This window comes from Oligoflexus sp. (assembly GCF_035638955.1).
Taxonomy (GTDB): domain Bacteria; phylum Bdellovibrionota_B; class Oligoflexia; order Oligoflexales; family Oligoflexaceae; genus Oligoflexus.
Window position 1 is genome coordinate 1 of sequence record NZ_DASQYZ010000471.1, and the last position, 23,207, is coordinate 23,207.

General features: G+C 53.7%; 21 protein-coding genes. 16 read left to right on the forward strand and 5 right to left on the reverse strand.

Annotation, left to right across the window (positions count from 1 at the left end):
* Nucleotides 1-104: 104 nt before the first annotated feature.
* The 4 genes from VE954_RS38420 to VE954_RS38435 form a co-directional block, all read right to left on the reverse strand.
* Nucleotides 105-1,589: a hypothetical protein gene (locus VE954_RS38420; RefSeq protein ID WP_324963170.1), complete on the reverse strand. Its 1,485-nt coding sequence runs from the start codon at nt 1,587-1,589 to the stop codon at nt 105-107.
* A 98-nt stretch (nt 1,590-1,687) separates the two neighbouring features.
* The gene (locus VE954_RS38425; protein ID WP_324963172.1) at nt 1,688-1,915 is read right to left on the reverse strand and encodes a hypothetical protein; all 228 of its coding nucleotides are present in this window, start codon (nt 1,913-1,915) and stop codon (nt 1,688-1,690) included.
* A gap of 216 nt (nt 1,916-2,131) precedes the next feature.
* Nucleotides 2,132-2,761 (reverse strand): DUF4360 domain-containing protein, encoded by a 630-nt coding sequence (locus tag VE954_RS38430; RefSeq protein WP_324963174.1) that lies wholly within the window; start codon nt 2,759-2,761, stop codon nt 2,132-2,134.
* A 209-nt stretch (nt 2,762-2,970) separates the two neighbouring features.
* Entirely contained in the window at nt 2,971-4,317 is a 1,347-nt protein-coding gene (locus tag VE954_RS38435; protein WP_324963176.1) for a cystathionine beta-synthase, read from the reverse strand.
* Between the two features lie 332 nt (nt 4,318-4,649).
* Between VE954_RS38435 and pilM the strand changes: the two genes are divergently transcribed.
* From pilM to VE954_RS38485, 10 genes are all read left to right on the forward strand, one after another.
* On the forward strand, nt 4,650-5,717 hold the full coding sequence (pilM, locus tag VE954_RS38440; protein WP_324963178.1) for a type IV pilus assembly protein PilM: 1,068 nt from the start codon (nt 4,650-4,652) through the stop codon (nt 5,715-5,717).
* A 14-nt stretch (nt 5,718-5,731) separates the two neighbouring features.
* Nucleotides 5,732-6,541 carry a hypothetical protein gene (locus VE954_RS38445; RefSeq protein ID WP_324963180.1) on the forward strand — a complete coding sequence of 270 codons (810 nt, stop codon included), beginning with the start codon at nt 5,732-5,734 and terminating at the stop codon, nt 6,539-6,541.
* Nucleotides 6,542-6,548: 7 nt separating this feature from the next.
* Nucleotides 6,549-7,139, forward strand: coding sequence for a type 4a pilus biogenesis protein PilO (locus VE954_RS38450; RefSeq protein ID WP_324963182.1), 591 nt, complete (start codon nt 6,549-6,551; stop codon nt 7,137-7,139).
* Nucleotide 7,140: 1 nt separating this feature from the next.
* Nucleotides 7,141-8,040 (forward strand): pilus assembly protein PilP, encoded by a 900-nt coding sequence (locus VE954_RS38455; RefSeq protein WP_324963184.1) that lies wholly within the window; start codon nt 7,141-7,143, stop codon nt 8,038-8,040.
* Nucleotides 8,041-8,067: 27 nt separating this feature from the next.
* Nucleotides 8,068-11,157 carry a secretin N-terminal domain-containing protein gene (locus VE954_RS38460; RefSeq protein ID WP_324963186.1) on the forward strand — a complete coding sequence of 1,030 codons (3,090 nt, stop codon included), beginning with the start codon at nt 8,068-8,070 and terminating at the stop codon, nt 11,155-11,157.
* An 11-nt stretch (nt 11,158-11,168) separates the two neighbouring features.
* A complete protein-coding gene (locus VE954_RS38465; protein WP_324963188.1) occupies nt 11,169-11,726 on the forward strand; it encodes a hypothetical protein in 558 nt (185 codons plus the stop codon).
* Nucleotides 11,727-11,741: 15 nt separating this feature from the next.
* Complete coding sequence (locus VE954_RS38470) at nt 11,742-12,686, forward strand: hypothetical protein (RefSeq protein ID WP_324963190.1); 945 nt, start codon at nt 11,742-11,744, stop codon at nt 12,684-12,686.
* A gap of 128 nt (nt 12,687-12,814) precedes the next feature.
* The gene (locus VE954_RS38475) at nt 12,815-13,285 is read left to right on the forward strand and encodes a type II 3-dehydroquinate dehydratase (RefSeq protein WP_324963192.1); all 471 of its coding nucleotides are present in this window, start codon (nt 12,815-12,817) and stop codon (nt 13,283-13,285) included.
* A 121-nt stretch (nt 13,286-13,406) separates the two neighbouring features.
* The gene (locus VE954_RS38480) at nt 13,407-14,246 is read left to right on the forward strand and encodes a ParA family protein (protein ID WP_324963194.1); all 840 of its coding nucleotides are present in this window, start codon (nt 13,407-13,409) and stop codon (nt 14,244-14,246) included.
* Nucleotides 14,247-14,255: 9 nt separating this feature from the next.
* Nucleotides 14,256-14,957 carry a polyphenol oxidase family protein gene (locus VE954_RS38485; RefSeq protein ID WP_324963196.1) on the forward strand — a complete coding sequence of 234 codons (702 nt, stop codon included), beginning with the start codon at nt 14,256-14,258 and terminating at the stop codon, nt 14,955-14,957.
* Nucleotides 14,958-14,960: 3 nt separating this feature from the next.
* Here VE954_RS38485 and VE954_RS38490 read toward each other — a convergent pair whose 3' ends face one another.
* On the reverse strand, nt 14,961-15,647 hold the full coding sequence (locus VE954_RS38490; RefSeq protein ID WP_324963198.1) for a hypothetical protein: 687 nt from the start codon (nt 15,645-15,647) through the stop codon (nt 14,961-14,963).
* A gap of 162 nt (nt 15,648-15,809) precedes the next feature.
* Here VE954_RS38490 and VE954_RS38495 point away from each other — a divergent pair, with 162 nt between their 5' ends.
* From VE954_RS38495 to VE954_RS38520, 6 genes are all read left to right on the forward strand, one after another.
* Complete coding sequence (locus VE954_RS38495; protein ID WP_324963200.1) at nt 15,810-17,612, forward strand: ABC-F family ATP-binding cassette domain-containing protein; 1,803 nt, start codon at nt 15,810-15,812, stop codon at nt 17,610-17,612.
* A gap of 1 nt (nt 17,613) precedes the next feature.
* Nucleotides 17,614-17,934, forward strand: a complete 321-nt coding sequence (locus VE954_RS38500) for a hypothetical protein (protein WP_324963202.1) — start codon at nt 17,614-17,616, stop codon at nt 17,932-17,934.
* Nucleotides 17,935-18,013: 79 nt separating this feature from the next.
* Nucleotides 18,014-19,234, forward strand: coding sequence for a hypothetical protein (locus VE954_RS38505; protein WP_324963204.1), 1,221 nt, complete (start codon nt 18,014-18,016; stop codon nt 19,232-19,234).
* Nucleotides 19,231-19,668, forward strand: coding sequence for a hypothetical protein (locus tag VE954_RS38510; RefSeq protein ID WP_324963206.1), 438 nt, complete (start codon nt 19,231-19,233; stop codon nt 19,666-19,668). Before VE954_RS38505 ends, VE954_RS38510 begins: the two co-directional genes overlap by 4 nt.
* A gap of 12 nt (nt 19,669-19,680) precedes the next feature.
* Nucleotides 19,681-22,827 carry a CusA/CzcA family heavy metal efflux RND transporter gene (locus tag VE954_RS38515; protein ID WP_324963208.1) on the forward strand — a complete coding sequence of 1,049 codons (3,147 nt, stop codon included), beginning with the start codon at nt 19,681-19,683 and terminating at the stop codon, nt 22,825-22,827.
* 58 nt (nt 22,828-22,885) lie between these two features.
* Nucleotides 22,886-23,140, forward strand: coding sequence for a hypothetical protein (locus tag VE954_RS38520; protein ID WP_324963210.1), 255 nt, complete (start codon nt 22,886-22,888; stop codon nt 23,138-23,140).
* Nucleotides 23,141-23,207: the final 67 nt, after the last annotated feature.

A 23,207-nucleotide genomic window follows, 5' to 3' on the forward strand; every position in this document is an offset into this window, starting at 1 on the left:
GGCGAATTGGAAGAAAGAGGAAATCGGGGTCACGGGAAAGATGGAAAGGATGAGGATTTTTTCTCAGCTGGAATCAGACAAACTGGATCAAAAATGGGACCGTCTCAAGTCCGGCTAGATGTAGCAGGTTTCGACGGCCCATCTATAAGGGTCATCTCATCGTGAGGCCAGCTCCGGGTCGGACCGATCTTGATCCTGCCGTCCCTGACGTCCACGATGGAAAAGTTATTCTCTGTGGCGACGACCCACGTGGTGCGACCATCAGCATGGTTCCTTGCGACCATGGTATGGTAAGTCTCCGCTTTCGGGAGCTGGTCGAGGATCTGACCCTTCTCGTTACCCAGGACAAGCCTGGACAGGCGGCCTGTACCAACCAGTGCGAGCCATTGACGCTCCGCAAGGTTCACGTGCAGATCGCTTAATCTTTCACCCTTCTCGAAGGCCATCCACTGCGTCTCAGAAAGCTGCGGCGTGACGAGCCAGTAGGCTTGCACGATAGCGGCTTCAAGGCCCTCGCGTTCCTCGGCCGTCGGCAGCGTATCGTAAATTTTCTGGGCCCGCATGACCAGAATAGCCGCGGCCAGCGGATCAATCTTCGTCGTGAGCCGGCTTCGCGCCAGGAGATTGCGAATAGCATCAATTTTTTCTTTCTGATAGGAGAGCGCGCACACGCGTTTGGAATCGCTGACATTCCCGGCTTTGTCGCGGCCCTGCGCGATCACGCACCAGAAGCCTTCGCCGGGCGCCCGAAAGCTCGTCTCGGGTCCGCCTCGGATGAATTGAGCTCTATCCTGGCACCGGCTGCTGTCATCCTTGGGGTGTACGCAATATAGAATTTCTTCGGGGTTGCTATCGTCGATGCGCAATGTCGTGTTTTCAAAAGGAGAAACCCGCTGAACTTCACCGGAATCGGAAGTCGCCAGGCTCATTGTGACCTCGGGCGGCATTCGATCGAGAACCAGTGAGCAGGTCATGGGACGCACCTGGAGTTGTTCGTTGAACAGATCGGTATAGGAAATCTCAAGTGTGACAGGTCCGTTCCGTAGGTCCGTAGGAAGAGTCATGTCAGCGGGAGAAAGCGACTGAATCAGCTCATGACCCGCGACGCTGATGCTATGAGGAACGATGATGGAAGGATCGCTCACCAGAGGACTCGCTACCACTCCCGAGCTGAAGTCCGGACAGCGAAACATAGGTTGCAGAGTCGTTTTGTTCTGGAGTCTTATCGTGGCATCCGGAACATCACCCTTGATAAAGGCCGCCCAGGGAAGTTCCTCCTGTCGGGTGCTTACCGCCAAAGGCGCTTTTTCCGCATTCTCTGCGGACACACAGCCGCGACTGCTGACAGGCATCCTTTGGATCTCCTGGGCAGAATGAATGGCGAATGCTGTGAGCTGGTCGCCCGAGAGTTCCTTGCCATTCGGATCCAGAATCTTGACTGCGTTTGCCGGGGCATCATCACCACATTCCAGGATCTGAGGGGATAGATCGTTACCGAGCCTGTGGCAGCCGCCAACCCATACAAAAAGAAAAAGAAGGGGCAAAAGTTTGAGCTGGGATAACATTTTTTTCTGGGCTGGCATGAGCACGATGGCCTCCTTTTATCCAAGCTGCTTATATAACGGGACGTACAAGGGTTTCGACTTTTGATGGTAGGCCTGAGAACGGTATTTTTTTCCAAACTGCATTAATAACTTTGTGGTGTACCAATTTGATGTGGCGTGGAGGGCGTTTCCTTTGTCCCATCAGAATCGGGTTCTGATGGGACGTTAGCTCGAACCTTAAATGAGGCGCTGTCCTTGCCTCGTCGTTGCAGATGGTGTTCGTAGACGATCGGCTGTTCGGCTGTCATCGCCTTCGAAATCACATTGCGGTGCTTCGCTTCACGTTCAGCGTCGGCATCATCATCCTCCATCCACGGTCCAACCTTCGTGAATCAGGATGCAGCGCTTGATACGCTCGTGCTTGTCGAGCTTTTTGTTCAGAGCGAGGCTGAGAATTCGGCCAGGATCACGTCCTGCGGCCGGTGCGTAAAAGAATTTGGGAATGGCTCCACGGTCTTCTGGATCGCACCAGCAAGGAACGCGACCAGGATCAGCTTTATCAGCTCAGCATCCTACCTGTGGTCTGGTCAAGGACAGCGACTCCAGCTTAGTTTCCACTTCTGGAAACTGCCTTCGACGCTGTCTGTACCTATCGTGCCTTCGGCATTTGGAAATCTGTTAGGATCTGTATTCGTAACCTGCATCTTCAATTTAATTTGCATGGTGCGCTGTTTCTCGCACGACGACCAGACTTGATCAGCGATCTTCACCTGCTGCTGGTAAAAGAAGGCATTGTCCTGCGGGCCTTTTTTCGAGTTGGTGACCGAGTTCCCTTGCATTCCAGTGCCTTGGATATAGTACTCCGTGTTATGCGCGGCCTCGATGCCCTCGTCGAGTTTAATGTACCCTCGGTAATCAAAGCCGGCCACAGCGAAGCGCCATCCTGTTGGCACATCCAGGTCTACAGAGATCTGGCAGAACTTGCGTTGAGAGCTAGGCGTGGATCCAGGCTTCACTTCCGCCAGGTAGTCCCAGAAATTGAGCGAGAAACTCAGGCGATCTTTGGCAATGTTTGTCTGGACGCTGTCCTTGGGACAGCCACTACCATTGACTGAGACCATGGTAATTCCAACATAACTGGGAACCAATTCCTCACCTTGCATGGGGGCTGTCAGACTAAGCAGACAGCTCCCTATGGCTATTAAAGGCATTCGCATATACTTCTCCTTTGAAGAGCAATTTCCAGACTCACATTAACAAATTAGCGAGCAGACTCAAGACGAAGTCTGGGGCTGCGCCCAGGCTCAAGCCTCGAGTTGTGGAATTTGTTCTTTGAGACACGGAAACTGACAGAAGAGTCTATGGGGGTAACATCCCAGCCGCCACCCCCGCATAGCAAGAGTCGGCGACCGGAAACGCAGGCGGCTCAGACTTTTTTCGACATCCATTCTACAAGATCGATCTTGGTCAAGATGTGCAAGGGATGGTTGTGCTTGTCGAGCACGATGGCAAGGCCCGACTTCATGATCGCACCCTGCAGAGAACTGATGGGTGTGCTCAGCTCGACGGTGGGGACGGAACGTTCCATGATGGAACCGACTTTTTCGTCCACAGCATCGGTCGAACTCAAAAAGTGCAAAAGGTGATCTTCGGTCAGAATTCCCGCCAGGTAGTTACCATTCAAGACCGGCAGCTGCGAAATACATTGTGTCCGCATCTGATCAATGGCTTTGCCCACGGTTTCGTCGACACTCACGGTAATCAAAGCGCGCTTGGGCTTGGCTTCCACGAGGCGTTGCACGGACCCTTCCAGCGCCGACGGACCGGAGAAGCTGTTGTCCGCCATCCATTTGTCGTCGACGAACTTGGTCATATAGTTACGAACGCCATCAGCCAGCAGTACGACACAGTTTTGGCCTTTTTTCAGCTTTTTGGCTTCTTTCAAGGTTGCAAACAAGGCTGATCCGGAAGAACCCCCGCACAGCAGGCCTTCTTCCCGAATCAAACGACGAGCCAGAAGAAACGACTGCCGATCGTTGGTCTTCACCCAGGTGTTCACTATTTTTTGGTCCAAAACGTCGGGAACGAAGTCATAGCCGATGCCTTCAACCTTGTACGAGGCGACGTCCGTACCACCGCCCAGAATCGAACCTTCCGGGTCCGCACCGACGATAATGCAATCCGGACAGGCTTCTTTCAGACGACGCGCCACGCCGGTGATCGTACCGCCTGTGCCTGCGCCGATGACGACCATATCAACCTGACCATTGAGATCGCGCAGGATCTCTTCCGCGGTCGTATCATAATGAACCTGTGGATTCGAAGGGTTGCCATACTGATCCAAAATATGGGCGTTGGGCAGTTCTTTCTGCAAACGCTTGGCCACGCTTATATGACTATCAGGAGCATCCCAAGCCGCTTCGGTAGGGGTTCGAATAATCTCTGCGCCCAGAGCTTCCAGCACGACCTGTTTCTCCCGACTCATTTTCTCAGGCATAGTGATAATGACGCGATAGCCGCGCACGGCGCCCGCCAAGGCTATGCCAATCCCCGTGTTGCCGCTGGTGGGCTCAATGAGAGTGTCGCCCGGCCTAATACGCCCATCTTTCTCGGCATCCAGGACCATCCGATAGCCGATGCGATCTTTGACGGAACCGCCCGGATTCATGAATTCGCATTTGGCGTAGAGATTACAGGCCAGATTACTGCCGACCCTATGGAGTTTCACCAAAGGCGTATTGCCGATCGCATCGAGAATGGTTTCGCAAAGCATGCACTAATCCTTCTTAATTGGGGATAAACAGAACCAATCCCCCGGTTGTACCTGAAGCTGCCAGTAAGTTGTCAATCCCTGTATGAACTGACTCTTATCCACCTTCCATAATTAACAGGAATACACAGGAATTTCGAGGTCATGTCGATCAGTAACAAAATCTTGACGCCGTGCATTCGTTGACAGGCAAGGGTGTCAGTGAAACAATAATGAATGATATCTGCTCATACTCTTGACCAGGCCGGTTTTTCGGAGTCCCCGGACTCATAAAAGCTTGTCACACTGGCCGTAAAACTCGGTTTTCCAGACATTCCACTAATGCGGGCTATGGCATGCTATTTAAAAAACCATTGCTGGCGATCGACATCGGCTCTTCCTCGATCAAGGCTATCGAGATGTCGGGAGGGCAGCAGAAAAAGCTGCACAATCTCGGTATCGAACTTCTGCCGCGAGGGGCCATCGAAGCCGGCATCATTCGCGAATCCGAAGTCGTTTCCAAAGCTTTGAAGAAGCTGATGGAACGCATCGGCATCAGCACAAAAAATAGACGCGTGGCGATCTCGGTCTCCGGGGTTTCGACGTTGATCAAGCGAGTCACCGTGAGTCTCGATGAGGAATCAGACACGGACGAAGCGCTCTATGAAGAAGCCAAGCAGCAATTCGCCTCCAACCTGGACGAGATGTACTTCCGGCATCAGGAAGTCGCGTCCGCATTCGTGGATGAGGGGCAACGCTCCTTTATTCTCGTCGCTGCGAAAATCGAAACGATCGAGCAGTACGTTGAGCTCATCCATCGTGTGGGATTGAAAGTCGGGATCACCGACTGCGACGTTTTCTGTCTTGCCAACATGTTTGACTACAACTACCCGGTCGCGGACGCGCTGACCATGGCCGTCAATATCGGCGCCAGCGCCACCCAGGTGATTTTCCTCTATAACGGTGAGTTTTTATTCTCCCGCGAATTTTTCACCGGTGGCAACGATATCAGTGCGCGTATCGCTGAAAATCTGCGCGTGGATTTCGATAATGCCGAGTCGCTCAAAATCTCCGCCTCGATGGGTGACCAATCGATCGCGGATCGCGTGCGTCCGGCTATCCAGGAAATCAATGAGCAGATCGCGGTCGAAATCAACACCACCCTCGCTTATTTCCAGAGCGAGGAAATGAGCGGGCGTTTTGAAAAGGTTGACCATATTTTCCTGTCCGGTGGCGCCGCGAGCACCCTGGATCTGGGCTCGACGATTTCGTCCGTTCTCAAAGCCCCCGTGCAGGTGATCAATCCCTTTCAAAGAATTGATATCAAGCCATCGGGCATCGACATGGACTATATCATGACCCAAGGCTCGCTGTTTGGTATCAGCGTCGGTCTGGGTTTACGCGACTTTACTGATGTTGCCTAAGAGGTTGCCGATCCGTGATTAAGATTAACCTGACACCGGTTGAAGAACTCGAGAATCCCACATGGTGGATTCCGGATCTGTCCGTGCTGCTTCTGGTCCTGGCGATCAGCCTCGGCGGTGTGTACATTTACGTTAGCTCCGTCGAGGCTGAAATAGCCCTTCAGGAAGCTGACAAAGCCCGCATGGCAGCAGAAACCCAGGCGCTCAGCGCCGATGTCGAACGGTTCAATAGTCTGAATCAAAAAATCGAGCAGCTCGAATCGAAGAAGTTCTCGCTCAAGCGTATTACCGAATCCAAACTGGTGCGTTTTTTGCCGATTATCCTTTTGGAAAACATTCAGAATCTCAAACCATCCGGTGTTTGGCTGACGGCTCTGGCCTTTATCGACAAAAAAGCTGATCCGCAGGCCGCTCCTCCGCCACCGCCGGCACCGGATCCCAATCAACAGCCACCGGCTGTGGCCGCCGTGCCCAAACCAATTGTGCCTGTCGATAGCCAAGGCGCCGAGTATCCCTTTGTCATAGAAATCAGCGGCAGCGCGACGAGCAACGTCCAGATCGCCGAATTCATGCTGGCGCTGAAGACGACACAGAATCAGGCCTATGAAAAATCCGATCTGCGAACCCAGTTATTCTTTAGCGATGTGGCCATCAATTTTTCCCAGGTCTCGACTCAGAAGGCTGATGGAAAATCAACGGACTACGTTAACTTCAAATTGCAGTTGAATTCACGTGAACGCAGTGGCCGCGATACCGATAATACTGGAAAATTCAGCCAGTTTATCGATGATTTCCGCCGCAACGGTCAAGCCAGTATGAACTGAGGGCGCCATGGAACTCGAAGATCTCATAGATAAGTATCGCAACTCCAAGCGGCAAATGCGCTATAGCCTCGTGGGTCTTTTGGCCCTTTTGCCTGCTTTGAATACCTGGTTTAACCAGGGCGAAGCTCTGGAAGCGCGTCGGTTGCAGGCGGAAGCTGATGTCAATGAAGAGCGGCAAAAATTTGAAGCAGCGAAGCAAAAAGTGGCGGAATTGCCGGCCCTGATGGCCAAGCTTTCCGAGATTGAAGACGAGTTGAATCGGGCCAAACAGATTTTGCCGGACCGCATCGAGATGGATGGCATCCTGGCCTCACTGGGTAATTTGGAAAAGGAACTCGACGTGAAAATCGTCAAGTTCACCCCGGGTCAGGAATATCAGCCCAACGTGACTCTGGAATATAAGGAAATGCCTGTGGACCTGGTGCTGCAGGCGCCCTTTTCCCAGACCATGCGCTTTTTGGATCGTCTGGTCCATATGCCGAACCTGACTCATGTGCGTAATATTCAGTTCGGCAATTCCATACAGGATATGGCCAAGAAGAGTGACACTCCTGTTCTGGAAACCAGTGCTCGTTTGATTCTGTTCAAGGGGATGTAAGATGCGTTGGATGCGCCCATTCATGTTTCTCTTGCTGTTGCCATCAGGGAGCATCCTGGCGGCTGATCCTGTTCCGGAAGCTGGCAAGGCTTCTGCGGGGGGCGCACCTGCCAATGCCAAACCTGTGAAAAAGAAACGGCAGGCCGAACGGCTGGACCTGAATCAAATTGATTTGGAGCAGGTGGAAGAGGAATGGGACAGCACGCCCACCAAAGCCAATATCGATGTCGGCAATTCGGTGAAGATTCGCGAGATCGTGGAACCATCCGGTGAATACAGCTACGCGTCCTTTGGTCGGCCTGATCCTTTTACAGCGCCTGCCGCTCTTATGGATCCGGGAACCAGTGCCGGAGCGTCGGTCACCCCTGAAGGTCGTGAAATTAAAATCATCAGCCCTTTGCAACGCTATCCGCTGTCTGATCTGAATGTCAAAGGTGTCTGGCAGCTGTCAAGTGGTGAAGTCCGTGCGGTGATTCTGACTCCAAAAAACGAAGGTGTGGTCGTCAAAGAAGGCGATCCGATTTCGTCGGGGAAAGTTCTGAGTATCAAACGCGAGCAGCTGACCGTACGCCTCTATCGATTGCGTTCGGATGGTGTCCGCGAATACGAAGATGTGGCCATGAAAATTGGTGCCTCCGCCGAAGCCAATCAGGGTGTGATCAAACTGGACCCAGGCAAGGATCCCGTTTTTATGAATCCGGATAATAATAATAAGCCTATGCCCGTGGCTCCCCTGGGCAAAGCTTTTGAAGCCCCCGTGGCGCCCGCGTCTCCCGTAGGCGCTCCACCAGCGGCCGCGGTTGGAGCTGCAGCTGCAGCACCAGCACCAGCTGCAGGTATGCCCGTGGCTCAGCCCGTTGAAAAAGGACTCGACCCAGTCGTTCCACGCGCTCCGAAATAAGAACGTGTGTGAACAGGAGGATGATGGATGAAATACAGGGAATCATGGCGTAGAAATCTGGCACTCATCAGCTGCTTTTTGCTTCTGAGCTGCCGCACGGCTGACAAGCCTGCAGCGGATGCAGAGGGGGCGCGCGTCGCCGAACTGGAAGTCAGCGACGAGGACGCCAACGCCGCCATCAACGCCGAGACGTCAGGCGGGTCTGCTCCCATTGATTCCGGGGATGAAGCTGATTTTCTGAATGCCGAAGGCAGCAAGGAAAACTTTGTCGATGAATCGGCCGAGAATCGCGAAAATATGTTTTCCAATGAAGCCGATGAAGCAGCCCTTGCCAACTCAGTACCATCCGATGCTCCGATTGATCCCACCGCGGGCATGATCAGCGGCAACGAGCTGGCTCAGGAAAATATGGGTCAGGATCCTTCGGCCATGATGAATTCCAATCCTGCTGTGAACGGCATGATGAGTGATGAGGGTGATCCGGTCGCGGCCGCTGCCGCTGCGGAATCAGCTGCCATGAGCGGAGCCACCAACGACATCAATCCCGTCGGCGAAGGTTCCGATCAGGTTCCTCCTGGTTTTGCCGACGCGTCCGCACCGACCGCTCCATCAGCGGCTGCCCCGGCTCCTGTTGCCGCGCCTGTGGCGACACAGCCTGCTCCTGCACCGGCCGAGGAAGTGGAACCGGTTTCCAGTGTTCTGAGCTGGGTGGGTTATCGCATTGCTGAAAAAGAGCGTCAGCTTAAAGTGGAACTGGTCAGCCAGGGCAATCCCGATTTTGATGTATTCGAGGAAACCAATCGCTCGCAGCAGCTGGAACTGGTGCTGCGTTTTTATCAGACCCGTCTGCGCCGCAAGATCCATTGGGATATCAATTCCAGCGAATTCCGCTCACCCGTGGCCTATATCCGCATGCGGGAATACAAGGACAAAGGCGTCGTCGATGTGGTGCTTACGCACCGCGATCCCGTATTGCCGGAGTTTTATGCTCGCGATGGGCGCATGCTTTTGGTTTACAAAATACCTGAGCAATATTTCAATAACAGTCCGGCGGCTCAGCGCCGGGTGAAAGATCGCGCCATCAGTCTTGTGGTCGGCAATGAAGCTCCGTTGAAGCAGGAGCCCAAGACGTCACCTCAAGGTCCCGAGAATTTGGGATCCCGTCGCGCGATTTTCCGTGACGAACCCACGGCTTTGCGCCCGATCAAAGATGTGATCCGCTCCTTCCGTGAGCAGCAGGCCGATGACAAGGGCTTGCCCGAGGATTTCAAACGCGAGCCAGTACCCAAGCTGCAACGCGCTGTCTATCACATCGAATCATTTTCTTTGAGTGCTGTCGGCCAGGATGATTTGAATGCCGAAGAGGAAGAGGAAGACGAAGGCAGTGGCGCCTTCGATGCCCTGAAGCGTTCCAAGGAAGCCAAAGCCGCCGAAGAAGTTTCCGGTAATGCGGTTCAGAATGTGCCGACCGAAACAGAAACCATGGAAGAAAGCGTGGCTCCGGATCCTGCCATGATGAATAGTGCTGGTGCCGCGAATGCAGCACCGGTGCCTATGAACGCGGCCCCTGCAGCACCTGCTCCCGCGGAAGCGATGCCGGCTGCGGCCGAGCCCGATCCTGTGTCCAACATTTCCATTACCGATGAAGCGCTGGCGGAACCTGCCGCGGCTCCTGCTTCCGCGCCTATGGAACCCGCCCAGGCGCCCATGGGTAACATGCAGCAGCCCATGGAAATGACGGGTCAGGCCAATCCCAACGCCGGTCAGGCCTATGTCGGCAAGCCTATTTTCATGGAGTTTTATGATGCACCGCTGTCTCTGGTGCTCAAAAGTTTTTCTGAAGAAACCGGCAATAACTTCGTTTATTCGAGTCAAATAGGCAGCACGCCCGTTACCGTGCACTTCAAAGGCGTGCCCTGGGATGAAGCGCTCAAAGGCATCCTCGAAACGTATAGCCTCGGCATGGTTCGCATCGGGGAAAGTGTGGTCCGTATCGATCAGGTGACTCGACTGACACAGTACATGCAGGACCTCGAGCAGGCGAAACTTTTTGAACTACGCCGCATTCCGACCAAAGTTTTGATCTTCCGTTTGAATAATGCCGTAGCCCGGGATATAGCCACGCGTCTGACCGCGTTGCTGGCCCGTGATATTGAAGTCGATCAGCGGACGAAAATTCAGGCCGATGACCGAACCAATGCCATCGTGATGGAAGCGTCGGTCCAGGTCTTGAACAAGGCCAAGTCCATTATCGAACGCCTGGATCTGGAAACACCGCAGGTGGAAATTGCATCCCGTATCGTCGAGGTGCAGAAAACCATCAACAACTTTTTTGGATTGGCCTGGGGGAACAGCTTTAACTTTGATCCGGGTCGTGCGCTGGGTTTTGGAACTCTGAATTTCCCGAACTCGGTGGGCTCCAGCTTCGCGGTTGATCCTGGTGTGGCGGCGGCGAATACGGCCGGTGTTGGTCGTTTCCGCTTCGGTTCGCTCAATAAGTTTGTGGACCTCGACCTGCTTCTGAAGATGGAAGAAAAGAAGGGAACCACCAACGTTTTGCAATCGAACCGCGTCCTCGTCCTGGATGGACAGAAAGCTTCCATCCTGGCCGGTAACTCCCGCTTCTTCCGCCCGGCTGCCGGTGCGGCCACGATTCCTGGTCAGGTTCCAGGCGGTGGGGGTGCAGGTGCAGGCGAAGCTGTTGGCCTTGCTGAAGTGAAATTCAACCTGCAGCTGGATGTGAAACCGCAGATCACAGCCCTGGGTTCCGTGATCATGGATCTCCTGATCAAGAGCGATACTCCGGGTGACTCGACCGGTGAAGCCCTGGCGTCGAAAAATACCCGGGAATTGACCACGCAAATGGTTCGTGAAAGTGGCGACACCGGTGTCATCGGTGGGATCTACGATACGAGCCGCACAACCACGGTCTCGGGCGTGCCGCTGCTGTCGGATATTCCGATTCTGGGAGCCCTCTTCCGTTCCACGCAGACGGTGGAAAATCAGACAGAACTTTTGATCATGGTCACACCTACGATCATTTCCGGACGCACCAGCAATGAAGAACGAATGGAAACGTCCGCCGCCAAGGGCAGCCAAGCCCGCCAGCCGATGTGAAGGAGAGCGCCATGAATCGCTACGCTTTGATAATGTCCGTGATCCCGTTCACCTGGAACTGCTCGTATAAACCCGAAGATCCAGGTCTTTGCAAGTTGAACTGCAGCGGTGCGATTATCGGCAGCAACGATGTTCCGCTCTCCATGTCCTTGAAAAGCGCGACCACTCAGGTGACCTGCGATGCCGGCGCAGCAGGTCAGGTGATCAACGATCCTTTTTTCGCACAATTCCTGATCTCCGAGGCGTTTGAGGCCGGAACTGCGGCGCCTGGCCAAAGGCCTGTGCCTTTTATCAGCATCGAACCCATTGTGAATGGCCTGCGCTCGGATCTGCCGGAGCATAATCCCAATGTGGAAATCAATGGCGACATCTTCACTCCAGCGCGTTACAAGGGCATTATCACACCCAAGGATAACTGGTGTTCGGATACCTGCGGCGTTGTCACGATTGAAGTGGCCGCCGTCTGTCCTCCTGCAGGTTCATCGAGTGATATCAGCATTCAGATGCACAGTGGAGCGCTGTATTCGGATATCGCGACCTTTACAGCCACAACGCTGTCCCCCCAATGATAAAATGAGGCTGTGATGAATAGCATTGATCATCTCGCAGCCCTTGATCCGGGCAAGCTCACCAAATCCGAGCAGGTGGCCCTGGATCATTTTCGAAAAAAGCCGGATGGTCGCGGCTTTTTTGCGGTCGGCGAGATTCTGGTTCGGCATCTGCGTATTGAGGAAGCCATCCAGGTTCTGATGCAGGGTCTGGAAAGACATCCCAATTATTCTGTAGCCCGGGTGTTTCTGGCCCAGCTTTTTTTCAAAAAACATTTCTTTCGCGAGTCGTGGAACTGTCTGGAGGCCAGCCCTTCCTCGCTGCGCACCAACCTGACCGCTCATGTTCTGCGCCTGAAGCTTTGCGTGGTCCTGAATTTTGAATCGCAGGCCCGCAGTCTCGCGCGGGAATTGGCTGTGCAGGATTTTCAGGATGGTGAAGCGCGCATTGTGATCGACCATATCAATATTAAAAGTTTTCCCATCCTGCGCCGTGATTATGCCGAATACCTGGGCTGGGACGGGGTCAATCAGCAGCAAAAGCAGCAGTCGCAGCGCGTCACCGAAGTCGCCTTGAAATCCAAAAGCCAGGATGATGAGCTGGCTCAGGAACACTTCCAGGAGCGCGTGGCAAAAGGCTTCTTTTCAAGCCCCGTGCAGGAAATTTTTGTCAAACGGGCGGCACCGGACTTGAAGCCAGGTGATCTGGATGAACTCACCCGTGCTCGCCTCGCTCGACGTCAGGGTCTTTATCAAGTGGCTTTTGAGGTCTATGAGCGACTGGCTTATGCGGCTCCGGGGAATGAACTTCTGCGCCGGGAATTTGCTGAAATTCGCGAATTGCGTGACGCTCAAAAGGAAATCGATCGCCAGATGGACCCGAAAATGGCCGACGCCATGGACAAGGTTCGGACGATCGATAAGAAAATCGCAATCCTCAGTCACCTGCTGCAGAATCTCGAGAAGCAGAGCATGGCATGAGGTTCCGTGCGCCGCCTGGCAGAAGTCCTACAGGTTTGAAACGTTGGAATGGTGCCAGGGCAACATAAACGCTGGATCATTTCGAGTCTTTCTGTGTAATAGATGATGTTTCATCCTAGGAAGAAACCATGACCCGAATGACCAAAAAACGTATCCTCATCGCCAATGGCGTAAATTTGGACCTCTTAGGCCGCAGGGAACCGGACATCTATGGTACTACCACGCTGGCCAGCCTCGAAGATGAATTGCGCAAAATCAATCCAGCGTTGGCGAAAGCATTTGGCCTCGATCCGGCTGAATTGAATTTTTATCAGACCAATCATGAAGGCCAGTTCCTGGACAAAATTTCTGAAGGGTGGGATGGCGCTGTGATCAATCCTGGAGCATGGACGCATACGTCCCTCGCTCTTGCTGATCGTCTGGCCGGTTTAAAATTACCCTTTGCGGAAGTTCATCTCTCCAATATAGCCAAACGCGAAGCTTTTCGTCAGCATTCCTACTCGGCCCCTTTTGCGGTTGGGGTTTGCTTCGGATTTGGGTCCGCATCCTACATTTGTGGGCTGTCTGGACTCTATGCCTGGATTGCCAAACAGTCCTGATGGTGGGTTCTTGGCCACCCCGTTCCCCGCATGGGTTCTTTTTCGCTCTTGACCTGGGCTCCAATCCCCCTGCATTCTTGCCACAAAGAATATAAGCGCACACCTTTCCAAAGGGGGACCGATGAAACGTGCCGTTTTTAATCAAAAGGGCGGGGTCGGCAAAACTTCCATTACTTGTAATTTGGCGGCTGCCTTTGCCAAAGCTGGGCGTAAGGTTCTGGTCGTTGACCTCGATTCCCAGGCCAACTCTTCGAAATATTTATTGGGTCCCCGTCTGGAGCGCGTGACCAATACGGTTGCCGATTTTTTTAATTCGACACTCAGCTTTCGTCTGTTTCAAGAGTCACTCATGGACACGATCTATGAGACGGAATACCCGGGACTCTATGTGATTCCGGCCAGCGAGCAGCTCAAGGAAATGCAACCGAAGCTCGAAGGTCGTTATAAAATTTTCAAACTCGGGGAAGCCATCGACGTCGCCATTGAAAAAATGGGCTTTGATGATGTGTTTTACGATACCCCACCTGCTTTGAATTTTTACAGCATGAGCTCGCTGCTGGCCGCCGATCGCGTTTTGATTCCTTTTGATTGCGATGCGTTCAGTGAAGATGCCATTCATCAGGTTACGCAGGCTGTTCAGGAAGTGGCGAGCGATCATCGCCCGGAACTTCAGGTGGAAGGCATCATCGTCAATCACTACCAGGCGCAAGCGAAAGTTCCCAAGGCCGGCATCGATCGCCTGCAGCAGCAAGGCTTTACCATACTCGAACCGTTCCTGAGTTCGTCCGTAGTCATGCGGGAAAGTCATAGTGCAGGAGTCCCCTTGCCTTTCTTCCGGCCAAGCCATAAATTGAGTCTGGAGTTTGCAGGACTTGCTCATCAACTCATCGATAGCGGCAAGGCGGGACAGGAAGTGAAATCCAAAGGACGCAGCCGTCGAGCCCCGCAGCCGGAAGCATAAGGGACACGCATGAATCCCATCGAATCCTGGATCAATCGCATGACCTGGACCGGCACTGAACATCAGCTGCCCCTCTGGGTTGAAAATGGTGTCGCTCATGGATTCGAAGGGCTCGGCTACGAGTTGCCCAAGACCGGTTACAGTTTGAAGCAGGTGCATGGGACCCGCCTCATCGAGGTGAAATCGGGCGCTGATGCCAGCCTATTTCCCGAAGCGGATGGGCTTTGGACCCGCGAGCCGGGGCATATCATTGCCGTAAAGACCGCCGACTGCGTGCCCATTCTGATTCATCATCCCCAGCTGGTGATGGCCATTCACGCCGGCTGGAAGGGGATGGCTCAGGATATCATAGGCGTCGCGCTCCAGGTTCTGGATCGACAGGGACTGGCGTTGAAGGACTGCAGGATCGGGATTGGACCGTGCATTAGCCTCGATAGTTTTGAAGTGGGGCCTGAGGTGATGGAACAGTTTCGTCGCAGCCCTTATCGCATGGATGACGAGACTCTGGCCTGGTGTTCGAGCAAGGGGCAAGGGGATCGCTGGCATCTGGATCTCGGGCTATTGACCGCGCTGCGCTTCAAGCGAGCTGGATTGCAACCGGAACAGCTGAGTGTGATTCGCAGCTGCACCCGGAAGAATCCCATGATCTGGCATTCGTTCCGTCGCGATGATCAGAGGGCTGGTCGCAATTGGAGTTGGATCCGTCTCTGATGTTCAGTCCACTGTCAGACGAAGACCGGCGAGCGTTAAACCAAACTGTGAACTCTTCTTGGTGACGTCGCTCGTATGGTCTTTACCGCGCTCGGCGGCCACCCAGATACCTGCAAAATAAAAAGCGTTTTTGCTGATCGGCACGACGATCGTGCTGGAAATTTTCATATAGCTGCCGGTGTGCTTGCTGGTTTCTTCTTCATTCGTCAGGCTATTGAAATCGGTTGATTCCACGCGTGTGAAATCGACTAAAGCCATGTTCTCCAGTGAATAACTTCCCACCGGTACATACCAGGTGACGAAGGCGCCGAATAAATCGGAACTCAATTCACTCTTTGGCTCCTTGATTTTATTGGCATTCAATCCCAGGTCCACGCCCACTTCCAAATCATCACGCACCATATAGCTGACCGAAACCAGGGAATTCACATCCTGGAAGGGATAGAAATAAAGGTTCAGCTTGCCGATCGTGGCATAGACAAAGGCATCGACCAGGTCTCCGGTCATCAGACTGGTGGCTTCCCGCGAACTGGGTTCATCGCTGTATTTGGTTTCCGACTGGGCCCACTTGAGCCCGGAAAGCTGGAATGAAAATGTTGCGGGTGTCCCCTCATTGTCCTCGGCGAGTGCGGGTCCCATGCTGCTCCCCATCAGCATCGCGTAAACAGAGTAAATGGCAAAATTTTTCATGGCTTGCGTCCTTGTTGAGAGGCGTTGGGTGCATCGCGGGACTGCTCCTATTTTAGCAAATGACGCATCAAAATGGCAGTATGCCGGCAAGAGCCCTTTTTTCCTGGTCCTGCTGTGTGCTAGAACTGCCTTTCTGCGCGCTATGCTATGAAGGAGTGCTCCATGGGCGTTTTGATAGGCTGTCAAAACCTTGCGAAATCGATGAGTCACAAGATTCTATTTCAGGATCTCAACCTGGCAATCGAGGACGGTGAAAAACTCGGCATCATTGGGCCGAACGGAGCGGGTAAGTCCACCTTTCTTAAAATTCTGAAAGGCCTCGAAGTTCCTGATAACGGGACCATTGCCGCCCGTAAAGGCTTGCGGCTGGCCTTTATCACGCAGGAACCGCAATTTTCCATGCAGAAAACGCTGGACGAGGTGCTGACCGATGCGGGTGAAAAGGAAGGCCTGGATCACGATACGGCTTTGATCGAATCGCATAAGCTCTTGAGTCGACTTGGTTTCCTGGATCCCATGCAAACCGTGGGCACCCTATCGGGAGGCTGGCGCAAGCGTCTGGCCATTGCCGAGGCTTTGGTCGGCAACCCTGACCTTGTGCTGTTCGATGAACCGACCAACCATCTGGATTTACGTTCGGTCATATGGCTCGAGGAATTTTTAAAGCAGGCAAGTTTTGCCTGGGTGCTTGTCAGTCACGACCGGTATTTTTTGGATCGCACCGCGGAACGCATTTTGGAAATCCACCCGGCTTATCCCGGCCGCTGGCATGTGGAAGAGGGCGGGTATTCCGATTTTATCGTCAAGAAGGAAGCCTACCTCTACGATCTGCAGGTGAAGGAGGCGACGCTGGCCAACAAGCTGCGGCGTGAAGAGGAATGGCTGGTGCGTCAGCCCAAAGCGCGTGGTACCAAGGCCCGCTATCGCGTGGATGAAGCCATGCGTATGAAGGGTGAAATGCAGGACCTCAAGCAGAGGCTCAACACAACCAGCGCCAACCTTGATTTTCAAGCTTCCGGGCGCAAGAGCAAGCAACTCCTGCAGCTCAAGGGCGTAACCAAGAGCTATGGTGATCGGGTCCTGTTTCAGGATTTGGATTTTGTGATCGCACCCCGCATGACTCTAGGTATCCTTGGGGACAACGGTACGGGCAAATCCACTTTGCTTAAAATCATGGGCGGCATTGAACCGGCCACGGACGGGACCGTGCAAACGATCCAGAACCTTGAGATCGTTTATTTCGATCAGGCCAAGGAACAGCTGCAGCCCGATTGGACCTTAAAACGCGCCCTGTCTGAAGGACACGATGCCGTGGTCTTTCGTGATCGATCGATTCATGTCGCCTCATGGGCCCGGCGCTTTCAATTCAAAGCCGAGCAACTCGATACTCCGGTTTCGTTTCTGTCGGGTGGGGAAAAAGCCCGCGTGATGATTTCGCGCCTGATGCAACGCAAGGCGGATGTGCTCCTGCTCGACGAACCGAACAATGACCTTGATATTGATACGCTCGAAATACTGGAAGACAGTCTGGAAGATTTTCCCGGAGCCATCGTTCTGGTTTCCCATGACCGGTATCTTCTGGATCGACTCTGCACCCACTTTTTGGGCCTGGGAACCGGCGGAAAAATTACCGCGTTTGCCGATTATAGCCAGTGGGAGCGCAGTCTCCTCGATGAAGGCAAGGCTGCCAAAAAAGACAAGGCGACGACAGGCACGAAAGGAAAAGGCGCCAAGGCTGGAAAGCTTTCCTATAATGAACAGCGCGAGTATGAGAAAATGGAGGAATCCATCATGCACGCGGAGGAGGCCCTTGCTGTGGCCCAGACCGAGGCGGAGGATCCTTCCATAGCCTCCCAGACGCAAAAGCTGATGGCGGCCAGCGCCAAATTGCAAAAGGCTCAGGAGAACATGGATCGACTCTATGCACGCTGGGCGGAGCTCGAAACCAAGGTCAAGGGTGGTTAATTTGAAAAAAATTGGTCTCATCATTCTGCTGTTCATCAGTCTCAGCTGGATCACAAGTCTGGCTGAGGATCTGCTCTGTGATGAGTCCGATCATGAGGTGACCACCTGGATCAGTCCTGACACGTCCGGGTCCGAAGAGGACTCGCACCCCTGCCATACCAATTCCTGTCACTTCGGGCATTGCGCTCATCTCGATGCGCAACTTCAGGCCGCTTCGATGGATGAGCCGGGCAGTTCTCATGATAAAAATTCCACGCCTTATGCCTTTACCCTGCGCACCGAACCGATAACCAGGCGGATGCGTCCTCCCCTCGACGTTTGAATTCCCTCAGCAGCTGAATCAAAGCAGGCAGTCTTGAGACTGCCTTCCTGATCCTCCCATTATTTTTTTCGAGTATGGTATGAGATACATTCTTCTCGTCTGTGTTGTCATGGTATGGCCTGCGCCTCTCTGGGGCGCTGAAACCTGTGTCTGGTCCACTTGGTCCGGGGTGGCTTCGGCGGTTTTGCGATCCGCTCCTGAGTGGACCAGCCTTCAGAAAAAACAGGATTTGGATCGTTCCCAGTTGGATGCCGCCGGCGTTGGTCCTGCTGCGCGGGCCGAGGCCCAATATCTCGCCGGAGCTCCGCTGACGCGGGAAGGTGAGGCTGAAGTTCGTTATGAATGGACTCTGGAACGCGGTGGCAAGCGTGAGGCCCGTCAGCGTCTGGCGCAAACCCAGCTTCATCTTACGCAGGCCGGTCTCGAAACGCGCCGGTCCGAACTGCTTCGTAACCTTGCCATTACCGCGGATCGTTGGCAGCAGATTGCCCACGAACAGGATATTCTGGACGAGACGGTGGCCACCTATCGCGCCCTGATTCGTCAGTTTGGAGAACGAGCGGCGCTGTCACCGGAACAGGATGTGACGCTCGCCGTTTTTAAGTTGGCCCGTGATGAGACCCTTTTGAAGTCAGGACAATTGCGTGTGGAAAGTGAAGGCTTTCGCAGTCAGCTGGCTTATCTTACCGGCTGCGATTCGTTCAAACTCCCTCAGGAGCATAGCAAGGAACGCAGCGCGTGGCCTGAATTTTCCAACCAAATTAGCCAGCAAACTTCAGCTTTGAAACGTCAGCAGGAAGCGCATCTGGCCCACGCCCGGGCGCTTTTGGATCAGGAGACGGTGCAGACCATCGCGGATCTTGCCATCGGTCCCGTGGCGCGCTGGAGTCTGGACGAAGGATCCAGCAAGCCAGCCTTTGGCGTCACGGCGAGTCTGCCGATCGGAGCGTCGCAACAGAAAGCGACTCTGCAGGTCGCGCAGGCCGCCTTTGCCCTGACTGAAGTGGAAAGCAGTCTTGAGGATAGAAAGCGAGCGGCGGACTATGCCCGCTGGTTAAGCCAGTATCGAACTGCTGTTGAAGTTCTGCGTCAGGGCTTTGCCGAAACCGCGGTGAAGGACAAACACGAAAAAATGGAACAACTTTTCCTGGCTGGGCGGGTGAGCGCGTCCTTGATCATCGAGGCCCACCGGCAGATGTATGAGCATCTCGTATCCCGCCATCAGATTGAATGGAAAGCCATGGAAGCCTACTGGAATTTACGCTATCTCACCGGTCAGATCCAGGAGGCGGATTTATGAAAATACTTTTTAGGATCATCTTTGTCGCATCCTGTTCCGCGTCCGTAATGTTTGCCCATGGGAATGAAGGGGCAAAGTCCGGTGTAGGCCCGAATCAAGGTATCCTGGAAGCGGATGAACATGATGGATTTGTCCTGCGCTCGAACGCTGAACAGAATTTTGCCATTCAAAAATTCCCGCTGAAAACCGGGACGCCTTGGACCATACCAGCGAGAGCCCTGATTTATTCCGGTCTGGAGATTCAGGTCTTTCGCCAGCGCGAAGGCCATTGGAAGACAGCCGATGTGGATGTGATCCGCAAGGCTGGAACGATGGTGGAAGTTCGGAGCAAGGACTTGATCGCTGGGGATCAGATTGCCGTCGAAGGGACAGGATTTTTGAAAATTATTGAACAGAGTGTCTTCGGACCCGCTGCGGCAGGCCATGATCACTGACAAGGATACTTCATGTTAAATCGTATGATTCACTTTGCCGTCTTTCATAGGGTTTTGACCCTGTTTCTGACGCTGCTTTTGGTAGTGTGCGGACTCGTCTTCGGCTTTCGCTTACTGCCGATCGACGCTGTGCCGGATATCACTAATAACCAGGTCCAGATCAATACAACCATCGCCGGCCTGGCGCCAGAGGAGATCGAACGCAGCATCACCTTTCCTTTGGAATCCTCGATGCGTGGTTTAGCCCATGTGGACAGCGTGCGGTCCGTTACTCGTTTTGGTCTGTCGCAGGTCACGGTGATTTTTGAAGATGGGCTTGATGTTTACAGGGCACGGCAGATGGTCTCCGAACGATTGCAGAATGTTCTGAGCGATCTGCCGACGGGTGCCACCACAAGGCTGGGACCTATCTCCACGGGTCTCGGTGAAATTTATCAGTACACCTTGGATTTTAAAACCGTGGCGACGGATTCCAAGGCTCGCTTTGAACAGCTCATTCAGCTGCGAACGCTCCAGGACTGGACCATCAAACCGCGCCTTCTGACTGTTAAAGGTGTGGCCGAGGTGAACACGACGGGGGGTTATGAGAAGCAGTATCAGGTCGAGCCCGATCGTAACAAGCTTCAGGCCTATGGCATCCATTTTTCCGATTTGAAAAATGCTTTGGAAGGAGCCAATCGTAATGTTGGGGGCGGACTGATTCAGCAGACAGCGGAACAGTTTCTGGTGCAGGGCATCGGGCTCTTCAAAAGCCCGGAGGATATCAAACTCGTGCCGGTCAAACAGCTGGAATCGCTGCGCATGATCCGGCTGGGTGAGGTGGCCAAGGTTACCCTGGGACGGGAACAAAGGACAGGTGCCGCCACCATGAACGGAGAGGAGGTGGTGCTCGGAACGGTCATGATGCTAATGGGAGAAAACAGCCGCTCCGTGGCCAAAGCCATCGATGCCCGGGTTCAGGAGATTCGTCGCACGTTGCCGCCTGACCTGATTCTGACCACGGTCTATGATCGTTCGGAGTTGGTGGATCACACCATTCAAACGGTGCAGCACAATCTTTTGTTTGGAGCCCTGCTTGTCACCATGGTGCTCTTTGTTCTGCTTGGCAATATCCGAGCGGCTTTGATCACGGCCTTGACCATTCCCTTGACGTTGAGCCTCACCTTTCTTTTGATGCGACCGCTGGGCCTGTCGGGCAACCTGATGAGTCTCGGTGCCTTGGATTTCGGCATGATCGTGGATGGTACCGTGATCGTTTTGGATAACTGTGTGCGGATGATTCAAGCCCGGGCGCGGGACCTCGGGCGGGCTCTGACTTCCACCGAGAAAAAACAGGCCATCCATGATGCGACTGTGGAAATTCGAGCGGCTGCTGGTTTCGGTGAGCTGATTATTGTGGTGGTCTTTCTGCCGATTTTCGCCCTGGTTGGCGTTGAAGGCAAGATGTTTAAGCCAATGGCGGCCACCTTTTCGATTGCTGTGCTGGGAGCTCTGCTCCTCTCGTTTACCACTGTGCCGGCTTTGGCCAGCTTTGTGCTCAGTGGCAAGGGTCAGAGACGCGAGCCGTGGATGATGCGGGCCCTGACCCGTATCTATGAGCCTATCCTGCGTCTTTCCTTTCGCATGCGTTGGGCTTTTATTCTGGTCGCGCTGCTGGCCGTTGGCGGTTCACTCTTTCTCTTTTCGCGCATGGGGGCTGTTTTCCTGCCGCAATTGGGTGAAGGGTCCTATGCCTTTCATATGATCCGGCCGGTGAATATCAGTCTGGATCAGTCCGTGGCCTTTCAAAAAACAGCGGAACGTGTCTTGCGCGAGCAGCCGGAAGTTCTGCATGTCTTTTCCCGAATCGGAACCAGTGAAGTCGCCACGGATCCGATGGGCGTGAATGTGTCCGATACTTATATCATGCTCAAGGATCCCTCTGCGTGGCCTTTGCAGAATGGCAGGAAGCATAGCTTTGAGACCCTGGCGCAGCACATCGTGGAGACCTTGGAACGGGAGGTCCCGGGGCAAAACTACTTAGCCTCGCAACCGATTCAGATGCGTTTCAATGAATTGATGGAGGGAACCCGCGCGGATGTGGCCATCAAAGTGTTTGGCAATGACCTGGATAAGAACCTGGAAATAGCGCGGGAGATCCAGGAAATTGTCGAGGAGATTCCTGGAGCGGGTGATGTGGAGCTGGACCTGGCGGGTACATCACCGGTCTTGAAAATCGAACCGAAGTCGGACGCCATGATTCGCTACGGTACGTCGGTAGCTGAGGTCTTTGAAACTGTGGCCGCGGCTTTGGGCGGTGAGGAAGCCGGGTTCATCCATGAGAATGAACAGAAGGTGCCGATTTATATCCGGCTGGGCGAGTCAGAGCGATCCGATCTGGATGTGATTCGTTCGCTGCCCGTGGGTATTAGCAGTGGAATCTCCACTCGTCTTGATTATCTGGCCGATCTCAAGTTTGCCGATACCTATGGTTCCATCAATCGAGAGAACGGCATGCGGCGTTCTGCAGTTCTGGTAAACCTACGGGGACGGGATACCGAAAGTTTTGTGCAGGACGCCCAGGAGCGAATTGCCAAAAATATCAAGTTGCCAGAAAACACGTTTATCGAATGGGGTGGGAATTTTCAGAATCTGCAGGAAGCACGTTTGCGTCTTCTGATCCTGACACCGCTGGCACTCTGTCTGGTCTTTTTCATGGTTTACGCGGCCTTTGGCAATGTTTGGGAAACCCTGCTGATCTTCATCGGAATTCCTTTGGCCTGGGTGGGTGGGATTTTAAATCTCATCCTGAATGATTTGCCCTTTTCCATTTCCGCAGGCGTCGGCTTTATTGCGTTGTCGGGCATCGCGGTGCTGAATGGTGTGGTCCTCATTGGCTTTTATAACACTCATAAGGCGCAGGGCCAGAGCGGAATTCCAATGATTATGTCCGCAACGGTGGCTCGTCTGAGGCCAGTGGTGATGACGGCGCTGGTGGCCATCTTCGGATTTCTGCCGATGATGTTTTCCCAAGGCATGGGCGCTGAAGTCCAAAAGCCTTTGGCGACCGTGGTCACGGGCGGCATTCTGTCGTCAACAGTGCTGACTCTTTTCATTCTTCCCATGCTATTTTCCTTGATTGAGAAACGCATCACCCGCTTTCGTGTGACTGCGCATTGACCTGAACTTGAGCGAACCCTTATCATAGGTGGATAGCCTATTATTAAGGGTTTGACTCATGACGAAACAACTGGTTTGCTGGCTTCCAACACGATGGGTGTTGGGCGCGACAAAAACACTGGTTTCTGTCACTGCCATACAAGCAGGTGAACGCTTTGGCTATGAACAGATTGGTCCCTTTTCTGCGATAAAAGCGAGGCAGGGAAAGTGCTTCAAGCTTAGTTTGCCGCAGGTGTCAGCGACCTTCATTCTGGGCCAACTACTATGTTTTTTCGGCCTGCGTGGCGACTTTTCAGAGCCAGCAAGGTATTGAAAATCACGAGGGCAGAAAGTATAGCTTCCCGCACTTCGGTCTTCCTTGACTTTAAAAACGGTCCGGG

What these genes read in the sequence shown, in the direction of transcription:
- VE954_RS38425 (WP_324963172.1), bottom strand. Translation starts at nt 1,915, where the DNA reads ATGGAGGATGATGATGCCGACGCTGAACGTGAAGCGAAGCACCGCAAT.
- VE954_RS38430 (WP_324963174.1), bottom strand. Translation starts at nt 2,761, where the DNA reads ATGCGAATGCCTTTAATAGCCATAGGGAGCTGTCTGCTTAGTCTGACA.
- VE954_RS38435 (WP_324963176.1), bottom strand. Translation starts at nt 4,317, where the DNA reads ATGCTTTGCGAAACCATTCTCGATGCGATCGGCAATACGCCTTTGGTG.
- pilM (WP_324963178.1), top strand. Translation starts at nt 4,650, where the DNA reads ATGCTATTTAAAAAACCATTGCTGGCGATCGACATCGGCTCTTCCTCG.
- VE954_RS38450 (WP_324963182.1), top strand. Translation starts at nt 6,549, where the DNA reads ATGGAACTCGAAGATCTCATAGATAAGTATCGCAACTCCAAGCGGCAA.
- VE954_RS38455 (WP_324963184.1), top strand. Translation starts at nt 7,141, where the DNA reads ATGCGTTGGATGCGCCCATTCATGTTTCTCTTGCTGTTGCCATCAGGG.
- VE954_RS38460 (WP_324963186.1), top strand. Translation starts at nt 8,068, where the DNA reads ATGAAATACAGGGAATCATGGCGTAGAAATCTGGCACTCATCAGCTGC.
- VE954_RS38465 (WP_324963188.1), top strand. Translation starts at nt 11,169, where the DNA reads ATGAATCGCTACGCTTTGATAATGTCCGTGATCCCGTTCACCTGGAAC.
- VE954_RS38470 (WP_324963190.1), top strand. Translation starts at nt 11,742, where the DNA reads ATGAATAGCATTGATCATCTCGCAGCCCTTGATCCGGGCAAGCTCACC.
- VE954_RS38475 (WP_324963192.1), top strand. Translation starts at nt 12,815, where the DNA reads ATGACCCGAATGACCAAAAAACGTATCCTCATCGCCAATGGCGTAAAT.
- VE954_RS38480 (WP_324963194.1), top strand. Translation starts at nt 13,407, where the DNA reads ATGAAACGTGCCGTTTTTAATCAAAAGGGCGGGGTCGGCAAAACTTCC.
- VE954_RS38485 (WP_324963196.1), top strand. Translation starts at nt 14,256, where the DNA reads ATGAATCCCATCGAATCCTGGATCAATCGCATGACCTGGACCGGCACT.
- VE954_RS38490 (WP_324963198.1), bottom strand. Translation starts at nt 15,647, where the DNA reads ATGAAAAATTTTGCCATTTACTCTGTTTACGCGATGCTGATGGGGAGC.
- VE954_RS38495 (WP_324963200.1), top strand. Translation starts at nt 15,810, where the DNA reads ATGGGCGTTTTGATAGGCTGTCAAAACCTTGCGAAATCGATGAGTCAC.
- VE954_RS38505 (WP_324963204.1), top strand. Translation starts at nt 18,014, where the DNA reads ATGAGATACATTCTTCTCGTCTGTGTTGTCATGGTATGGCCTGCGCCT.
- VE954_RS38510 (WP_324963206.1), top strand. Translation starts at nt 19,231, where the DNA reads ATGAAAATACTTTTTAGGATCATCTTTGTCGCATCCTGTTCCGCGTCC.
- VE954_RS38515 (WP_324963208.1), top strand. Translation starts at nt 19,681, where the DNA reads ATGTTAAATCGTATGATTCACTTTGCCGTCTTTCATAGGGTTTTGACC.
- VE954_RS38520 (WP_324963210.1), top strand. Translation starts at nt 22,886, where the DNA reads ATGACGAAACAACTGGTTTGCTGGCTTCCAACACGATGGGTGTTGGGC.